Source organism: Streptomyces sp. NPDC088915 (genome assembly GCF_044749825.1).
GTDB lineage: Bacteria > Actinomycetota > Actinomycetes > Streptomycetales > Streptomycetaceae > Streptomyces.
On record NZ_JBIVIR010000002.1, the window covers coordinates 626,289 to 638,915 of the forward strand.

The 12,627-nt window shown below is 75.5% G+C and carries 13 protein-coding genes; 5 read left to right on the plus strand and 8 right to left on the minus strand.

Features of this window, described 5'->3' with window-relative positions; all coding sequences use genetic code 11:
• Positions 1-32 precede the first annotated feature (32 nt).
• Genes ACIP5O_RS06370 through ACIP5O_RS06380 form a run of 3 tightly spaced genes read left to right on the plus strand, consistent with a single transcriptional unit; the run spans position 33 to position 2,811 of the window.
• The gene (locus ACIP5O_RS06370) at positions 33-716 is read left to right on the plus strand and encodes a response regulator (protein WP_401289219.1); all 684 of its coding nucleotides are present in this window, start codon (positions 33-35) and stop codon (positions 714-716) included.
• Complete coding sequence (locus tag ACIP5O_RS06375; protein WP_401289222.1) at positions 713-2,218, plus strand: ATP-binding protein; 1,506 nt, start codon at positions 713-715, stop codon at positions 2,216-2,218. Before ACIP5O_RS06370 ends, ACIP5O_RS06375 begins: the two co-directional genes overlap by 4 nt.
• Positions 2,215-2,811: a hypothetical protein gene (locus tag ACIP5O_RS06380; protein WP_401289223.1), complete on the plus strand. Its 597-nt coding sequence runs from the start codon at positions 2,215-2,217 to the stop codon at positions 2,809-2,811. Before ACIP5O_RS06375 ends, ACIP5O_RS06380 begins: the two co-directional genes overlap by 4 nt.
• A 22-nt stretch (positions 2,812-2,833) precedes the next feature.
• On the opposite strand, the gene ACIP5O_RS06385 is transcribed toward ACIP5O_RS06380, so the two are convergent.
• Together ACIP5O_RS06385 and ACIP5O_RS06390 are read right to left on the minus strand one after the other, a co-directional pair.
• Positions 2,834-3,067, minus strand: a complete 234-nt coding sequence (locus ACIP5O_RS06385; RefSeq protein WP_401289225.1) for a hypothetical protein — start codon at positions 3,065-3,067, stop codon at positions 2,834-2,836.
• 289 nt (positions 3,068-3,356) lie between these two features.
• On the minus strand, positions 3,357-4,175 hold the full coding sequence (locus ACIP5O_RS06390) for a serine hydrolase domain-containing protein (RefSeq protein ID WP_401289367.1): 819 nt from the start codon (positions 4,173-4,175) through the stop codon (positions 3,357-3,359).
• Positions 4,176-4,281: 106 nt separating this feature from the next.
• On the opposite strand from ACIP5O_RS06390, the gene ACIP5O_RS06395 reads away from it, so the two are divergent.
• Together ACIP5O_RS06395 and ACIP5O_RS06400 are read left to right on the plus strand one after the other, a co-directional pair.
• Positions 4,282-4,734: a MerR family transcriptional regulator gene (locus ACIP5O_RS06395; RefSeq protein ID WP_401289227.1), complete on the plus strand. Its 453-nt coding sequence runs from the start codon at positions 4,282-4,284 to the stop codon at positions 4,732-4,734.
• Positions 4,731-5,756, plus strand: a complete 1,026-nt coding sequence (locus ACIP5O_RS06400; protein ID WP_401289230.1) for an aldo/keto reductase — start codon at positions 4,731-4,733, stop codon at positions 5,754-5,756. The genes ACIP5O_RS06395 and ACIP5O_RS06400 overlap by 4 nt, the downstream gene beginning before the upstream one ends.
• 46 nt (positions 5,757-5,802) lie before the next feature.
• On the opposite strand, the gene ACIP5O_RS06405 is transcribed toward ACIP5O_RS06400, so the two are convergent.
• From ACIP5O_RS06405 to ACIP5O_RS06430, 6 genes are all read right to left on the minus strand, one after another.
• On the minus strand, positions 5,803-7,008 hold the full coding sequence (locus ACIP5O_RS06405; protein ID WP_401289232.1) for an acyltransferase: 1,206 nt from the start codon (positions 7,006-7,008) through the stop codon (positions 5,803-5,805).
• Positions 7,005-7,985: an alpha/beta hydrolase gene (locus tag ACIP5O_RS06410; RefSeq protein WP_401289235.1), complete on the minus strand. Its 981-nt coding sequence runs from the start codon at positions 7,983-7,985 to the stop codon at positions 7,005-7,007. The genes ACIP5O_RS06405 and ACIP5O_RS06410 overlap by 4 nt, the downstream gene beginning before the upstream one ends.
• Positions 7,986-8,185: 200 nt before the next feature.
• Positions 8,186-8,866 carry a response regulator gene (locus ACIP5O_RS06415; RefSeq protein ID WP_401289238.1) on the minus strand — a complete coding sequence of 227 codons (681 nt, stop codon included), beginning with the start codon at positions 8,864-8,866 and terminating at the stop codon, positions 8,186-8,188.
• Positions 8,863-10,191, minus strand: a complete 1,329-nt coding sequence (locus tag ACIP5O_RS06420) for a sensor histidine kinase (protein ID WP_401289240.1) — start codon at positions 10,189-10,191, stop codon at positions 8,863-8,865. The genes ACIP5O_RS06415 and ACIP5O_RS06420 overlap by 4 nt, the downstream gene beginning before the upstream one ends.
• 125 nt (positions 10,192-10,316) lie before the next feature.
• The gene (locus tag ACIP5O_RS06425; protein ID WP_401289243.1) at positions 10,317-11,294 is read right to left on the minus strand and encodes a DUF4429 domain-containing protein; all 978 of its coding nucleotides are present in this window, start codon (positions 11,292-11,294) and stop codon (positions 10,317-10,319) included.
• Positions 11,295-11,359: 65 nt separating this feature from the next.
• Positions 11,360-12,580 carry an alpha/beta hydrolase gene (locus tag ACIP5O_RS06430; RefSeq protein ID WP_401289245.1) on the minus strand — a complete coding sequence of 407 codons (1,221 nt, stop codon included), beginning with the start codon at positions 12,578-12,580 and terminating at the stop codon, positions 11,360-11,362.
• Positions 12,581-12,627 lie beyond the last annotated feature (47 nt).

Here is a 12,627-nt window from a genome sequence, read left to right on the forward strand (position 1 = left end):
ACCCGCCCCCACGACCTTGGGATACTCCACACATGCCCCGCGTGCTCCTGATAGAAGACGACCCCTCCGTCCGCGAGGGGGTCGAGCTCGGGCTGCGGCGGCGCGGGCACGAGGTGCGGACCGCCCCCACCGGGGAGGCGGGGCTCGCCGCGCTCGGGGAGTTCCGGCCGGACCTGCTCCTGCTCGACCTGATGCTGCCCGGCATGAACGGCGTCCAGGTCTGCCGCCGGGTCCGGGAGGGCAGCCAGCTGCCGATCATCATGCTGACGGCCCGGGGCGACGACTTCGACGTCGTCGTCGGCCTGGAGGCCGGAGCCGACGACTACATCGTCAAGCCCGCCCGCACCGAGGTCATCGAGGCGCGGATACGGGCCGTGCTCCGCCGCATCGAGGAGCCCGGCTCCGGGCGGTCGGCCGTCGAGGTCCACGGGGAGCTGACCGTCGACCGGGCCGGGCTCACCGTCGCCAAGGCGGGCGAGCGGATCGCCCTCGCCCCCTCCGAGATGAAGCTGCTGCTCCACCTCTCCGCCGCCCCCGAGCAGGTCTTCAGCCGGCAGCAGCTCCTCGAACACGTCTGGGAGCACAGCTACCACGGGGACGCCCGGCTGGTCGACGCCTGCGTCCGCCGCCTCCGGAACAAGATCGAGGAGGTCCCCGGCGAGCCCCGCTACATCCAGACCCTGCGGGGCTTCGGCTACCGCTTCGGACCGCTGTGAAGGTCCGTACGGCGCAGGCGGGTTCCGGGGCCCCCGCTTCCGGGCCCCGCCGCCGGGCGCGCGCCCCGCGCCTGCGGCCGCACCCCTTCGGGCTGCGGACCCGGCTCGTCCTCGCCTTCCTACTCGTCGCCGCCGTCGGCTGCGGCACCACCGCCGCCCTCACCTACCGGGCCGCCCGCAACGCCATCCTGGAACAGACCCAGAACACCGCCGTCTCCGCCTTCCGCGAGCAGGTCGGCGCGCTCTACGTCCGCCTGCCCGCCGACGCCGACAGCCTGCGGACCGACGTCCTGCGGATCGCCCGCCAGGGCAAACCCCGCCCCTGGCGCGTCTACGCCGAGTACGGCACCCTCCGCGTCTCCTCCACCGACCGGCCCACCTCCTCCGTCATCACCCCCGAACTGCGGGCCCGCGCCCGGGCCCTGGACGCCTCCCCGCACGCCGGCTTCCAGCGGGTCGTGAAGAACGGCACCCCGTACCTGACCATCGCCGTCCCCGCCGTCTTCCTGGCCCACGCCGAGGGAACCGCCCGGCCCACCGGCCTCGTCCTCTACGCCGTCATGGAGCTGAACGAGGAGGAGGCCGACGTCGAGGCCATGGTCACCGCCGCCCGCGACGGCGCCCTGCCCGCCCTCGCCGTCGCCCTGATCCCCGCGCTCCTCGCCGCCCGGGGCGTCCTGCGGCCGGTGAGGGAGCTGCGTCGGGCCGCCCACCACATGGGGCAGGGCCGCCTGGACACCCGCATCCACGCCAAGGGCAGCGACGAACTCTCCGACCTCGCCCGCACGTTCAACGAGTCCGCCGCCCAACTCGAACGCTCCGTGGCCGAACTCCGCAGCGCCGAGGCCCGCGCCCGCCGCTTCGCCTCCGACGTCTCGCACGAACTGCGCACCCCGCTCGCCGGGATGCTCGCCGTCACCGAGGTCCTCGACGAGGACGCCGGGAGCCTCGACAGCGACACCGCCCGCGCGGTCCGCCTGATCAGCGCCGAGACCGGGAAGCTCGCCGTGCTCGTCGAGGACCTGATGGAGATCTCCCGCTTCGACGCGCGCGCCGCCGAGCTCCACACGGACGAGGTCGACGCCGCCGACTGCGTCCGCAAGACCCTCCAGCGCCGCCGCTGGGACGAGCCGGGCCGGGTCGTCCCGCACCTCACGGAGGGGATCAGGGCCCGGCTCGACCCGCGCCGCTTCGACGTCGTCGTCGCCAACCTCGTCGGCAACGCGCTGCGGCACGGCGGGACGCCGGTCACGGTCCGGCTGTACGCGGAGGGGGACGTGCTGGTGACGGAGGTCGCCGACCGGGGGCCGGGCATCGACCCGGAGGTCCTGCCGCACGTCTTCGACCGCTTCTACAAGGCGGACCGGGCCAGGACCCGCTCGGAGGGCAGCGGCCTCGGCCTCGCGATCACCCTGGAGAACGTACGGCTCCACGGCGGCACCGTCACGGCCGCCAACCGCCCCGACGGCGGGGCCGTGTTCACCGTGCGGACGCCCCTGTGAGGCGCCGGGCCGCCGCGGCCGGGGCCGTCCTGCTCGCCGCCCTGACCGGCTGCGGCATACAGGAGACCGACGTCGTCGAGGCGGGCGGGGCGGCGACCGTCATCGTCCAGCCGGTCCCCGAGGAGCGGATGACGCTCTACTTCCTCGGCCCCGACGACCGGCTGATGCCGATGGTCCGCGACCTCGGACGGCCCGAACCGGCCACCACCCACCCGATCGGCGACACGGTCCCGTACGACGGGTCCGGTCCGGGCTACGAGGTCTCCGCCGACACCCTGCGCCGCGAGCCGGTCACCGTCGACAAGACCCTCGCCGCGCTCCTCGCCGGGCCGAGGCCGGAGGAGGCGGCGGCGGGCGCCACCACCGCCCTGCCGGGGGGCGGGACCCGGGCCCCGCGCGTCGAGACGGAGCCGGGCGGACCGTCCGCCCCGGCGCTCCGGCTCCGGGCCCCCTTCCCCGTGGGGAACCTCCCGGAGACGGCCGTGCGCCAACTGGTGTGCACGGCCGCCTACGCGCACCACCCGATGGGCCGGGCCGAGGTGACCGTCGCCGGCCCCGACGGGACGCTGCCCGCCACCCGCTGCGAAGGCTGAGGGCCCGCCCGGCGGATCACGGTCAGGGCCGGCCGAACGCCCTGCCGGCGATGACGTTCGCGATCACCACGTAGACGACCGCGGGGATGCCGTAGTCGAGCAGCACCTGGAGGGTGTGCCCGGCGACGTCGAAGAGCCCGATCGACCAGGCGGCGAGCCAGTCGGCGGCGGAGTGGAACCAGCCGACGACGGTGTTGCCCCGGTCGGCGTCGAGCAGGTCCATGATGATCCAGATCACCAGGATGCCCGCGAGCACGTGGGCCACGGTTCTTATGACGGAGTCGATGCCTCTCATGGACCCCGTTTTGCCCGCACCGCCCGGGGCAAACGGGCGCGGCGAACGCGTACTAGGGCCTGTCCGGCGGATCAGGGTCGGGTAGGCCGCGGCGTCTGGTGCATGGGGTCTCCCCAGGCCCTCAAGGGCCTAGGGGAAGCATCGCAAGGCGCCGGAGCGGCTCGATAGCGGAGCTATCGGGACGTTTCGGCAACGCGGCGAGGTACCGTGCCAGGCGTCGCGGCCCCGGCCATGATCCGCCGGACAGGCCCTAGACCGCCCGCAGGTCCGCCAGGACCGCGTCCGTGAACGCCGGCCAGGCCTCGACCGCCCACGGTCCGAAGGGCCGGTCGGTGAGGGCCACGCACGCGGCCCGCGCGTCCGGGTCGATCCACAGGAAGGTGCCGGACTGCCCGAAGTGCCCGAAGGTGCGCGGCGAGGACGCGGCGCCCGTCCAGTGCGGGGACTTGCCGTCGCGGATCTCGAAGCCGAGCCCCCAGTCGTTGGGCCGCTGGTGCCCGTAGCCGGGCAGGATGCCGGTCAGACCGGGGTACGTCACGGTCATCGCGTCCAGGACGGTCCGGGCGTCGAGCAGTCGGGGCGCCTGCACCTCGGCGGCGAACCGCACCAGGTCGTCCACGGTCGACACGCCGTCCTTGGCGGGCGAGCCCTCCAGGGTCGTGGAGGCCATGCCGAGCGGCTCCAGGACGGCCTGGCGCAGGTAGTCGGCGAAGGGGATGTCGGTGGCCTTGGCGACGTGGTCGCCGAGGGCCTCGAAGCCGGTGTTGGAGTAGATCCGGCGGGTGCCCGGCGCGGCCTGGACCCGGTTCTCGTCGAAGGCGAGGCCCGAGGTGTGGGCGAGGAGGTGGCGGACGGTCGAGCCCTCGGGCCCGGCCGGCTCGTCCAGGTCGATCGCCCCCTCCTCGTACGCGACGAGCACCGCGTACGCCGCGAGCGGCTTGGTCACCGAGGCGAGCGGGAAGCGCCGCCCGGTGGGGCCGTGGGCCCCGGCCGGGGTGCCGTCCGCGCGGACCACGGCGGCGGCCGCGGTGGGGACGGGCCAGTCCTCGATCGACGCCAGGCTCGGCAGGCTGCTCTCCACGCTGTTCTCCACGGGGCTCTCCATGGCACCGAGCCTACTTGCCCTCCCGGAACGGGCTTGCTTCGAGTGCACTCCAACCCCCTAGCGTGGAGACATGAGCGTGATCGCGAGCACGAGCGGTACGGCCACGGCAGGTACGACCGCGAGCGGTACGGGCACGGACGGCGGCCGGACGCCGCACCACACCATCAGCGAGGTCGCCGCCCTGACCGGTCTCTCGGCGCACACCCTGCGCTGGTACGAGCGGATCGGCCTCATGCCGCACGTCGACCGCTCGCACACGGGACAGCGCCGCTTCACCCCGCGCGACCTGGACTGGCTGGCCTTCGTCGGCAAGCTGCGGCTGACCGGGATGCCGGTCGCCGACATGGTCCGGTACGCCGAGCTGGTGCGGGCGGGGGACCACACCCGTGAGGAACGCCGCGAGCTCCTGGAGGCCACCCGGCGGGACGTCCTCGCCCGGGTCACCGAGCTCCAGGACACGCTCGCCGTGCTCGACGTCAAGATCGCCCACTACGGGACCGCATGCGGAGGAACACCATCATGACCAGCGTGACCAGGATCGACACCGTGCGCCTCGGGGGCCAGGACGGACCGGAGGTCGGAGTCCAGGGCTTCGGCGCCATGGGCATCAGCGAGTTCTACGGCGCCACCGACGAGGCCGCCGCCCGCGACACCCTCGACGCGGCCCTGGAGGCCGGCGTCACCCTCGTCGACACCGCCGACATCTACGGCAGCGGCGCCAACGAGGAGTTCCTCGCCCCCTTCCTCGCCGCCCACCGCGACGAGGTCGTCCTCGCCACCAAGTTCGCCGTCGAGCGGCGCGCCGACGACCCCTCCTACCAGGGCATCCGCAACGACCCCGCGTACATCAGGAGCGCCGTCGAGAACAGCCTGCGCCGCCTCGGCGTCGAGACCATCGACCTCTACTACATGCACCGCCGCGACCCGCAGGTCCCGTTCGCCGAGTCCGTCGGCGCGATGGCCGAACTCGTCCGGGAGGGCAAGGTCCGCCACCTGGGCCTGAGCGAGGTCACCGGGCCCGAACTGCGCGAGGCCCACGCCGTGCACCCGATCGCCGCCCTCCAGTCGGAGTGGTCGCTCTTCTCCCGGGACGTGGAGCGCAGCGCCGTCGGCGCCGCCGCCGACCTCGGCGTGACCGTCGTGCCGTACTCGCCGCTCGGCCGGGGCTTCCTGACCGGGGCGTTCACGGACGCCGGCAAGGAGCTCCGGAGCGACGACTTCCGGGCCCACCAGCCCCGGTTCACCGGCGAGAACGCGGAGCGGAACGCCGCCCTGCTCGACCCGGTCCGCAAGATCGCCGCCGCCCACGGGGCGACCCCGGCGCAGATCGCCCTCGCCTGGGTCCAGCAGCGGGCCTCCGTGCACGGCGTCACGGTCGTCCCGATCCCCGGCACCCGCAAGCGCTCCCGCCTCCTGGAGAACGCGGCGGCCACCCGCATCACCCTCACCGACGCCGAGCTGGCGGAGCTGGAGCCGATCGCCGGCCGGGTGGCGGGCGACCGCTACCCGGACATGAGCTTCACGTCGGTGAGCCGGGAGGTCTGAGCCCTTCAAGGAACGGGCCGGGAGGTCCGGGCGGGCCGTCGGCAGCTCACCCCAGCCCCAGCGCGAAGACCCCGAAGCCCGCCGCGAGCAGTCCCGCCAGGGCGCGGCGGGCGGGCCCGGCCTTCGCCCACGGGGACTCGAAGCCCCGCGCGTACCGCCCGATCAGGACGAGGAGCCCGGCGAAGACCGGCATCCAGGCGAGCCGGGCCAGGATCCAGCCCGCCGAGTCGGGCGCGCCGACCAGGCCCGGGACCTCCCCGGCGTACGCGGCGGGGAGCGCGGCGGCGAGCATCGCCGTCTGGTGCCAGCACAGGACCGTCATGGCCGAGAGGTTCACGACCACGACCGGCGCCCAGAGCGCGGGCCGCCGCAGGAGCGCGCCGAGCCGGTCGCGGAGCAGGATCGCGGCGCCGCTCTGCGCGGCGGCGAGGGCGAGGACGAGCAGCGACGGCGGGTGGGAGTTGGTGCGGGCCTCGCCGGGGACGCCGACCATCGACGCCGGGTAGCCGAAGGCGAGCAGCAGCACGGCGAAGAGGGCGGCCCCGCCGAGGAGCAGGGCCCACGCGTGGCGCCGGGGGACCCGGCCCTCGCCCCACGAGACGCCGAGCTGATAGGCGAAGAGCCAGCCGGGCAGGACGTTCAGGAGGCCCAGCCAGGACGGCACGGCGTCGGCGTACGGCCCGTACCGCAGGAGGTCGACGGCGGCGACCGAGCCGAGCAGCGGGGCCGCCGCCCACGCCCCGAGGCGGCGGGCGGCCCGCACGCAGTACGGGGTGAGCGCGGTGACCACCGCGTAGACCCCGACGAACCACAGCGGCTGGACCACCAGCGTGGACGCCGTCCGCAGGGTGTCCACGGGCACCCCGAGCCCGAAGCGCAGCAGGGGCAGCAGCGCCGCCCACACGGCGGTGACCCCGAGCACGGGCCGCCCGAGCCGGGCGAGCCGGCCCCCGAGCCACGCGCGCGTGGAGCCCTTCCGGCGCCGGTACGAGAGGACGGACGCGTACCCGCCGACCAGGAAGAAGATCCCCAGCATCTGGAGGACCCAGCTCACCGGCGCGAGCCCGGCGAAGGCGCCGAGCGGACTGGCGTTGTGGAGCGCGCCGTCGGGGGAGGGGGTGAAGCCGCCGAGCAGCCAGTGCCCGGTGGGCACGGCGAGCAGGGCGAGGGCCCGCAGCCCGTCGACCGCCCGGTCGCGGTGGGCGGGGGTGGCGTCCTCGATCCGCCGGGCGATCACAGTGAGGGAACTCATCGGACGTCCCCCTCGGCGATCGCGGCGAACGCCCGCAGGGACGAGGTCCCGGCCGCGAAGTAGCCGCCGTGCCCGGCGGCGTCCTCCGCCGGGATCCGGCGCGCCCCGAAGGACGGCCCGGTGGGGTCGGCGCCGTGCCCGAGCCCCGCGAATTCGACGTTCGGGACGCGGTCGATCCAGTCGGTGGGGTCCTTCGCCGCCCACACCCGTGCGGAGGTGCCGAGTTCGGCGACGTTCTCCGCGCGCATCCCGGGCGAGCCGAAGACCACCAGGTCCTTCGCCTTCAGCTCGTGGGCGGCGAGCCCGCAGACCACCGAGCCGTAGCTGTGGCAGAACACCGAGGGCTCGGCGGCGCCGACGGCCGCGAGGCCGTCCGCGAACCGGGCGAGCCGCTCGGCCCCGGCCTCGGCGAGCCGGCCGGTGGCCGCGTCCAGGCCGACGCCGACGGGGGTGGTGTACCCGGCCCAGGCGACGACCGCCGTCCGGCCCCCGGTCGCCCGGCGCAGGGCGGCCGCCATGTCCGCGAGCGGCCGGACGTGCCCGGCGTCGACGTCGGAGCCGGGCACGACCACCGCCACGTGCGCGGCCCGCGCCAGGTCCCCGTGGACCAGGGCCACCTGCCCCCGGCCGCGCGGGTCGTACGCGAGCACCCGGGCGTCCCCGAACGCCCCCTTCGTGGCAAGGGCGTTGGCCTCGTACCGCAGCTCCAGCGGGGCCCCGTCGAGGTTCCCGACGACGGCCGGGTGCTCCCGCACCAACCTCTTCTTCTGTACGGGATCGAGTCCCGCGAAGAACCGCGCGGTCCCGACCACCCCCATCCCCTCCGGGTCCGGCAGCCCCGCACCCACCCACGCCCCCGTCCCGACCGGCGCCCCGGTCACGGCCTCCTGGGCGTCCCCCGACGCCCAGCCGGCCGTCCCGGCGACCGCGGCGGCCGCCAGGGCCACGGTGATCAGGGTCCTCGCAGTGCGGCGCATGGGCCCGCCCTCCCTCTCCGGCTTCTCGCTCGTCCACCGGTCGTCCGGCGACGGGAGGAAGGTAGGAAGCGGATGGGTGACGACGCGTCACACCGGGGGGCCAACTGCCCCTTGATACCGGGGTAGGGGGTGGGGGAGCGGCCGTCCCCCGGGAAGGGGTGGGGTTTTCCCCCGGGGGGTTCCCCGTCCTCGTCCGGGCGTCAGGCCGTGCCGGGCGTCACGAGCCCCGACTCGTAGGCGAAGACCACCGCCTGGGCCCGGTCGCGCAGATCCAGCTTGGCCAGGACCCGGCCGACGTGGGTCTTCACCGTCTGCTCGGCGAGGACCAGGCTCCGCGCGATCTCCTGGTTGGACAGGCCCCGGGCGATCAGCTCCAGGACCTCCGTCTCGCGCGGGGTGAGGCCGTTCAGGCGCAGCGCCGTGGTGTCCCGGCGCGGGGCCGGGCGGGACGCGGCGAAGTCGGCGATCAGGCGCCGGGTCACGGACGGGGCGAGCAGCGCCTCGCCCGCCGCCACCACCCGTACCGCCGCGATCAGGTCGGCCGGCGGCGCGTCCTTGAGGAGGAAGCCGGACGCGCCCGCGCGCAGCGCCTCGTACACGTAGTCGTCCACGTCGAAGGTGGTGAGCATCAGCACCTTCGGCCGGTGCGTGACCCCGGCCGGCGGGTGCAGGATCTCGCGGGCCGCCGCGAGCCCGTCCAGCTCCGGCATCCGCACGTCCATGAGGACCACGTCCGGATGCGCCGCCCGCGCCGCCTCCACGCCCCGCCGCCCGTCCGGGGCCTCGCCGACGACGTCGATGTCGGGCTGCGCGGCGAGCAGCGCGGCGAAACCGGCCCGCACCATGGCCTGGTCGTCGACGATGATCACGCGGATGGTCACGCGGGGTCCTCCATGCGCAGGGGAAGCCGGGCCGCGACCCGGAAGCCGCCGTCGGGGAGCGGCCCGGTGTCCAGCGAGCCGCCCGTCAACCGTACGCGCTCCCGCATGCCGACGAGCCCGTGCCCGGTGCCGGGCGCTCCCCGCTCGACGGACGAACCCTCCTCCAGGGACGGCCCGTTGACGACGAGGACCGTCAGCCACCCCCCGTCCGCCCGGACCGAGACCCGGGTCGCGGCGCCGGGCGCGTGCCGGACGACGTTCGCGAGGGCCTCCTGCACGATCCGGTACGCGGACAGGTCCACCGCCTGCGGCACGTCCCCGAGGTCGGCGGCGAGCCGCAGTTCGGCCGGCACCCCGGCCCGTACGGTCGCCTCCACCAGCTGCTGGAGCCGGTCGAGTCCCGGCTGCGGGGCCCGCTCGCCCTCGCCGCCGTCGCTGCGCAGCACGGAGAGCAGCCGGCGCATCTCGGCGAGGGACTCGCGCGCGCTCGCCGCGATGGACCCGAACTCCTCGCGGGCCGCCTCGGGAAGCTCCGGGATGCGGTACGGCGCCGAGTCGGCCTGCACGGTGATCACGGACATGTGGTGGGCCACGACGTCGTGCAGTTCGCGCGCGATCCTGGCCCGCTCCTCCAGGAGTGTGCGGCGGGACCGCTCGGCCTCGCTGATGGTCTCCTGCTCCACGAGCCGCCGCTGGGCGTCCCCACGCGCGCGTACCGCCGAGGTGAGGAGGAGCAGCACCCCGCTGAGGACGAACAGCAGGGTGTGGACGCTGACGTGCCCGGCGGGCCGGAACGCCTCCAGGACGTATCCGGCGGCCCCCGTCGCCAGCCAGACGCCGAACAGCGCCCGGCGGGACTCGCGCAGGCCGAGCGCGACCATCAGCGCGCAGTAGCCGACGACGAGCGGCGGGGTCCAGGGCCACAGGTGGGCGCGCGGGCCGTCGGCGGCGAGCAGGACGAGCGCGCCGAGCACGTCGGCGGCGAAGACGACCCACCAGGCTTGGAGGGGGCGGGTGACGGCGAGCAGCAGCGGCGCGGTCTGCGCGGTGCCGATCGCCCCGGCGAGGGCCCCGGCGACGCCGTAGTCCCCGGCGAGGAGGTGGACGGTGGTGGGGAGCAGGGAGGCGACGAAGGCGAGGGCGACGGCGTACGGGAGCAGCCGCACCCAGCGGGAGGAGGCGTCGGCGAGGAGGGGCGCCCCGGGGGCGGTCGGGGTGGTGAGCGCGGCCCCGAGGCCCCGGAACGCCTCGCGTACCCGGACGAGGGACCGGTGGCCGGACGGCCGGGACGGGGTCGGCGGCTCGGGCCGCGGTGCGGTGGTCATGGCCCGCCCAGCGTAGGCAGCGGCCCGGGCCCCCGGCGTCATACCGGGGGCCGGGGTGCGGGCTGATACCGGGGTATGACCCGGGGCTCTGATGTCGGCTCCCCGAGGTCAGGGTCCCGGCGGTCTCAGAGCTCCGCGAGCAACTCCGCCTTCTTCGCGGAGAACTCCTCGTCCGTCACCAGACCCGCCCGGTGCAGCTCGCCCAGGTGCCGAATCCTTTCGGCCACCACCCCGGGGGTACGGGAGCCGACGGGCACGGGCGCGCGGTCCCCGGTGCGGATCGCCGCGAGGACGGCCGCGGCGAAGGGCAGGGACTCGTGGACGAGCCCGTAGCCGAGGCCGAAGACGACCGACGCCGGGTCGTGGTCGGGCTGGGTGGGCCGGGGCTCGCCGTCCCGGAGCAGCAGCCGCAGGTGCCCGTCGAAGACGTCGGGCGAGCGCCACTCGACCCCGCACAGGTCCCGTACCGAGAAGGTCCGGTCGCCCGCCTTCCACTTCTCCGAGGACGCCCCCGTCCAGGACCAGCGGAACGCGACCTCCGCGCTGCCGTCGAAGCTGGCCTTCCCGTCGTACGCCTTGAAGGACAGCGGCCCCGGCGGCGGCGCCACGAGGAACCGCTCAGCGGGCGTCACGGCCCCGCCCGTCCCGTACGGCTCCGGCCCGTCGAGTCCACTGCCCGGGGCGGGTTCGCCGCCCGGGGAGAGTCCGTCGAGCACGTCGTACGGGGCGCTCCCGCCGTGTCCGGCGGCCCCCGCGGCCCCCGGCTCCGGCGGCAGGAGCGCCCGCAGTTCGTCCCGGTAGTACTCGGCGAGCGTCTCCCGGTCCGCCGGCAGCACGAGCCGGTACGGATCGGAGCTCTCCTTGAGCTGCCCCGCGGCCGCTTCCATCAGCGGATCGGCGCCCGGCCTCGGCACGGCGTGCAGCACGACGGTGCCCCGCTTGCCGGGCGTGAGCGTCACGGACGCCAGCGCTTCGTACGGTACGCGTCGTTCGCGCAGCACCTGGAACAGCTTCGGCGTGCGGTTCCCCCGTTCGAAACGGATGACGAGGGCGTCGCTCTCGAACTCCCAGACGGCATGAATTCCGGCCAGCACATCACCCATACGCCTCATCGTAAGCGGCGCCCGCCCCGGCGTCGCCCCTGTGAAAGGTCCCGAAATCGCGGGATCTACGCGCGTCGGGACCCTTCCGCACCGGATATTCCGTCGTGGCAAGCGCTGTCGGCACGTGCGCAGACCAGCCGCGGGTAGGCGCCGACGCCTATCGCGGCGAAGTTCCCGAGGCTCACCGTCCCCGGCGCGAAATAGCCGCTGTGCCCGACGGCCCCGCCCGCCGAGAGCAGCCGCGCGCCGAACTCGGGGGCCACCGGGTCCGCTCCGTGCCCGAGCCCGCCCACCTCCAGGTGCGGCACGTCCGCGATCCAGTCGTCCGCGTCCCGCATCGCCCAGATCCGGGCCGTGGTGGCGAGGTCGGCGGCCCGCTCCACCCGCATGCCGGGGCTTCCGGAGACGGCCACGTCCGTCACCCGGGAGGACAGCCGGGGCGCGGCGGCCCCGCAGAGCACGGAGCCGTAGCTGTGGCAGAAGAGGGCCACCCGGGCGTTCCCGGGCAGCGCCTCGGTCAGTCCGACGAGCCGCGCGGCGCCCGCCTCGGCGAGCCGGCCGGTCAGCGCGTCGATGCCGATCCCGGCGGGCGCGGTGTAGTCGGCCCAGGCGATCACCGCGACCCCGGCTCCGGGCGCGGCCCGCCGCTCGGCGTCGTAGAGGGCCCGCGCCATGCCGACGGGGGCGCCGTACCGGCCGTGGGTCCGCTGGAAGGTGAGGAGGTTGGTGTCGACGCCGGGCACGACCACCGAGACGCGCCGGGCCCGCTCCAGGTCCCCGAGGACCTCGGCGGCCCGCCCCGTCCCCGTCGGGTCGAACGCGAGGATCTGCCGGCCCGGCCGCATCAGCGAGGCGAAGCGGTCGATCCGGCGCTGTGCCTCGTGGCGGCCCTCGGGGGAGAGCCGGGGGTCGTCGGCCCTGCCGCGTTCGGCGTCGTACGCGCGCGCGAGGGTGGTCCGGTTGGCGCGGTAGCGCAGGGCGGCCGGGGCGCCGTTGAGGTTGCCGACGACGAACGGGTGCCGCGCGGCGAGCCGGGCCCCGCCCGCCGGACCGAGCCCGGCGAAGAACGCCGCGACGGTACGGGCCGGGGCCGTCGGGTCGGGCAGCGGGCGTCCGCCGATCCGGTCGTGCGCCCAGGCGGCGAGCGCGGCCTCGCGGGAGGGGCCCGGTACGGGCCGGTGCCGGATCGTGGTCCACCCGGTGGTCGCGAGGAGCACGAGCACGACGACGAGCGCGAGCAGGGCGCGCGCGGCGAAGGGGGCGGACGGGGTCTCGACAGGTGTCACGGGCCGCCACCCTACGGGGCGGTGGGGGTGGGTCCGTACCAGGTGGG

Excerpts from the sequence above, each read along its gene's own strand:
- ACIP5O_RS06370 (WP_401289219.1), top strand. The coding sequence starts at position 33 with ATGCCCCGCGTGCTCCTGATAGAAGACGACCCCTCCGTCCGCGAGGGG.
- ACIP5O_RS06395 (WP_401289227.1), top strand. The coding sequence starts at position 4,282 with ATGAGCGTGATCGCGAGCACGAGCGGTACGGCCACGGCAGGTACGACC.
- ACIP5O_RS06400 (WP_401289230.1), top strand. The coding sequence starts at position 4,731 with ATGACCAGCGTGACCAGGATCGACACCGTGCGCCTCGGGGGCCAGGAC.
- ACIP5O_RS06405 (WP_401289232.1), bottom strand. The coding sequence starts at position 7,008 with ATGAGTTCCCTCACTGTGATCGCCCGGCGGATCGAGGACGCCACCCCC.
- ACIP5O_RS06410 (WP_401289235.1), bottom strand. The coding sequence starts at position 7,985 with ATGCGCCGCACTGCGAGGACCCTGATCACCGTGGCCCTGGCGGCCGCC.
- ACIP5O_RS06420 (WP_401289240.1), bottom strand. The coding sequence starts at position 10,191 with ATGACCACCGCACCGCGGCCCGAGCCGCCGACCCCGTCCCGGCCGTCC.
- ACIP5O_RS06425 (WP_401289243.1), bottom strand. The coding sequence starts at position 11,294 with ATGGGTGATGTGCTGGCCGGAATTCATGCCGTCTGGGAGTTCGAGAGC.